This window comes from Mitsuaria sp. TWR114, from assembly GCF_007997345.1.
The window spans coordinates 1-3,401 of the sequence record NZ_VOSR01000002.1 but is presented as its reverse complement, the minus strand read 5'-3'; the positions used below and the strand labels follow the sequence as shown (position 1 = coordinate 3,401).

The 3,401-nt window shown below is 71.7% G+C and carries 3 protein-coding genes; all 3 read left to right on the top strand.

What is annotated here, in order from left to right; translation table 11 throughout:
• Nucleotides 1-452: TolC family protein (locus FUT87_RS00105; RefSeq protein WP_186830284.1), on the top strand; the 452-nt coding region annotated here is incomplete at its 5' end.
• A gap of 158 nt (nt 453-610) precedes the next feature.
• A complete protein-coding gene (locus FUT87_RS00100; protein WP_147239692.1) occupies nt 611-2,680 on the top strand; it encodes a S9 family peptidase in 2,070 nt (689 codons plus the stop codon).
• Between the two features lie 279 nt (nt 2,681-2,959).
• A partial coding sequence (locus FUT87_RS00095; RefSeq protein WP_147239691.1) for an MFS transporter occupies nt 2,960-3,401 on the top strand: 442 nt, incomplete at its 3' end.

The following is a 3,401-nucleotide window of genomic DNA, read 5'->3' as shown; positions in this document are numbered from 1 at the left end:
CGGCCAGCGCCGGCACGCGCAGTCCCGACCTGGATGGCCTGTTCAAGAGCGGCAGCGGCGTGTGGAGCCTGGTCCCGCAGATCGACCTGCCGCTGTTCGACGGCGGCGCCCGGCGCGCTCAAGTCGAGGTCAGCGAAGCCAGTCGGCGCGAGGCGCTGGCGAACTACGAGTCGGCGCTGCAGTCCGCGTTCCGCGAGGTCGCGGACGCGCTCGCGGTGCGCGATCAACTGGCCGAGCGGCTCGATGCGCAGCAGGCGCAGGTCGACGCGGCGGCGCAGTCGCTGCGCCTGGCGGAGCGCAGCTACCGGCTCGGCGGCAGCAGCCAGCTGGAGCTGCTGGACGCGCAGCGGCAGTTGACCACCGCCCAGCGCGTGCTGGTCACGCTGCGCCAGACCGAGCAGGTCAATCGCGTCGCGCTGCTGCGCGCGCTCGGCGGCCGGTGGACGCCGTGATGAGGTGACGCGGTGGTGATGCGGTGGTGACGCGGGCCCGGTCGTGTCGATCACGACCGAGGCTTTTCCCTCATGGATCGACCCGGTGCCGCGCCGGAGCGAACTGGCCAAGAATGCGGGGACACGAACCACACCATTCTTGTTTCAGGGAGCGAGGGATGAATCGAATTCGCGCAGGGCGGCTGACCGCCTGGGCGAGCCTGTGCGCGCTGGCCGCGCTGGGCCTGATGGGAACAGCGGCGCGGGGTGCGTCCGCAGGGCAGGCCACGACGGCCGCCTCACCACCGCCGATCGCCGACTTCTTCCGCGACCCGCAGGTGCGTCGCCCCAAGCTGTCGCCGGATGGCCGCGCGGTCGCGATGATCGTCAGCAACTCGGAGAGCGAGCGCAGCGCGCTCGCGGTGATCGAGCCGGACCAGGGCAACCGCATCACGGTGGTGGCCAGCTTCACCGACTCCGACATCGCCTTCTTCGACTGGGTGGGCAGCGACCGGCTGGTCTACACCTCCGGCAAGGACGAGGCCGGCAGGCGGCGCGACGGGAACAGCGCCGGCCTGTGGACCGTCAAGCGCGACGGCAGCGAGCGCCGGCAGTTGATCCTGACGCGCTACGCGCAGGAGAGCCGGCTCGAGTCGCGGATCATCACGCGCGCGCTGCCCTTCGAATGGTTCCTCTATGACGTGCCCGATGACGACAGCGGTGAGGTCATCGTCGGCTACGGCCGTTACGACGCGCGCTGGGACCTGAAGTCGGTCCAGCTGGCCCGCCTGAACATCGAGACGCAGCAGCGCCGGACGCTGGAGGCCAAATCGCCGCCCAACGTGGTCCGCTGGGAGCTCGACCCCGGCGGCGAGCCCTGGGCGCTGCAGACCCATGACGAGGACCGCGAGGCGCTGTACTTCAAGACGGCCGAGGGCGCCTGGACGCTGGCGCAGTCCGGCGACTGGGTCAACTCGCCCACGGCGGAGCCGCTGGCCTCCGACGGCCGCGGCCTGCGCCTGGTGATCGCCGGCACGCCGGCGGGCACGCAGGCGCTGTACCGCATCGATTCCAAGACGCTGAAGCAGGAGGACGAGCCGCTGGTCTCGGTGCAGGGCTACGACTTCCAGGGCGAGGCGGTCTTCGACGCCGAGAGCCGGCGCCTGCTGGGCCTGCACTATGAAAACGACGCGCCGTCGACGCACTGGTTCGACCCGACGCTCAAGCGCATGCAGGCCGAGGTCGACGGCGCGTTGCCGGGCCGCATCAACCGGCTGGCCTGCCGGCGCTGCCTCAAGACGGGGCGGGTGATGGTGACCTCGATGTCGGACACGCAGCCGCCGGAGTACTTCCTCTACGACCAGGGGACCCACAAGCTGCTGGCCTTCGGCGCCGCGCGGCCGTGGATCCGCGCCGCGGAGATGGCGCAGGTCGACCTGTCGCGCGTGCGCGCCCGCGACGGGCTCGAATTCCCGGTGATGGTCACCAAGCCTCGCGGCGCCGCAGCCGGTCCGCGTCCGGCCGTCATGCTGGTGCACGGCGGGCCCTTCGTGCGCGGCACCTCCTGGGGCTGGAACGCCTTGCCGCAGTTCCTGGCCTCGCGCGGCTATGTCGTGATCGAACCCGAGTTCCGCGGCAGCAGCGGCTATGGCGACCGGCTCTTCCGCGCCGGCTGGCGGCAATGGGGCGAGGGGATGATCGACGACCTCAGCGATGCGCTGGCCTGGGCCGTCAAGCAGGGCCTGGTCGATCCGAAGCGGGTCTGCATCGCGGGCGCGAGCTACGGCGGCTACGCGTCGATGATGGCGCTCATCAAGGACCCGGGGCAGTACCGCTGCGGCGTGAGCTGGGCCGGCGTCACCGACCTCGACTACCTCTTCACCCTGGACTGGAGCGATGCGAGCGATGCTTCGCGCCGTTTCGGCATGACCGCGATGATCGGCGACCGCGTCAAGGAAGCCGAGCGGCTGCGGCGCACCTCGCCGCTGCGCCGCGCGGCCGACCTGAAGGCGCCGGTCCTGATCGCCCACGGCATCGACGATCGCCGCGTGCCGATCGACCACGCGACCGACTTCCGCCGCGCGCTCGAGCGGGCCGGCCACAAGGACGTCGAGTACGTCACCTACAACGGGGAAGGCCACGGCTGGCGCATGCTGGCCACGGACGTCGACTTCTACGGGCGGATGGAGCGTTTCCTCGCCAAGCACCTCGCCACGAAGGATCCCGCGACCCCGACCAGCGCGCAGTGAGGCGCCCGGCCTCGCCGGGAGGCGAGGCCGGTGCCCGCGCGGCGCGGCTTACCAGCCGATGGTGCAGTCACCGTCGTCGGCGCGTTCGTGTGCGGCGAGGGGCTGAGACGCCGACGTCGTCGTAGGCGAAGCCATCGGCCAGCCCATGGCCGTTGACGTGGCCCTCGGTGCGCAGGGCTGTGCGATGTCCGGGCGGCCGGCGCGGGACGGGCGAGTGGCGGCATCGGTGCGGACCGACCTCGCTTATCGTCGTCCCGGACCTCGCAGCCTGTCCCCGCCATGCAGCCCGCCCCCAGCGCCGATCCCGTCGCCAGCTTCTCGTTCCGAAGGATCGCGGTGCCGGCCTTCGGGCCGTCGCTGCTGTTCGGCCTGGGCGAGGGCGCCATCCTGCCGATCGTGCCGCTGATGGCGCGCGAGCTGGGCGCCTCGGTGTCGATGGCGGCCTTCGTGGTGACGCTGATCGGGCTGGGCTCGCTGCTCAACAACATCCCGGCCTCGCTGATCACGATGCGCTGGGGCGAGCGCTGGGCCATCGTGGCGGCCGGCGTGTGGAGCGCGCTCGGCATGGCGCTGTGCGTGCTGCTGCCGGGCGTGGTGCCGCTGGCGATCGGCTGCTTCATGGTGGGCATGTCGCAGGCGGTCTACAACCTGGCGCGCCAGAGCTACCTCACCGAGGCGGTGCCGGCCGTCTATCGCGCGCGGGCGCTGTCGACGCTGGGCG

Bases quoted from the DNA above. Each gene is read 5' to 3' on its own strand.
- FUT87_RS00100 (WP_147239692.1), top strand. From the start codon at position 611: ATGAATCGAATTCGCGCAGGGCGGCTGACCGCCTGGGCGAGCCTGTGC.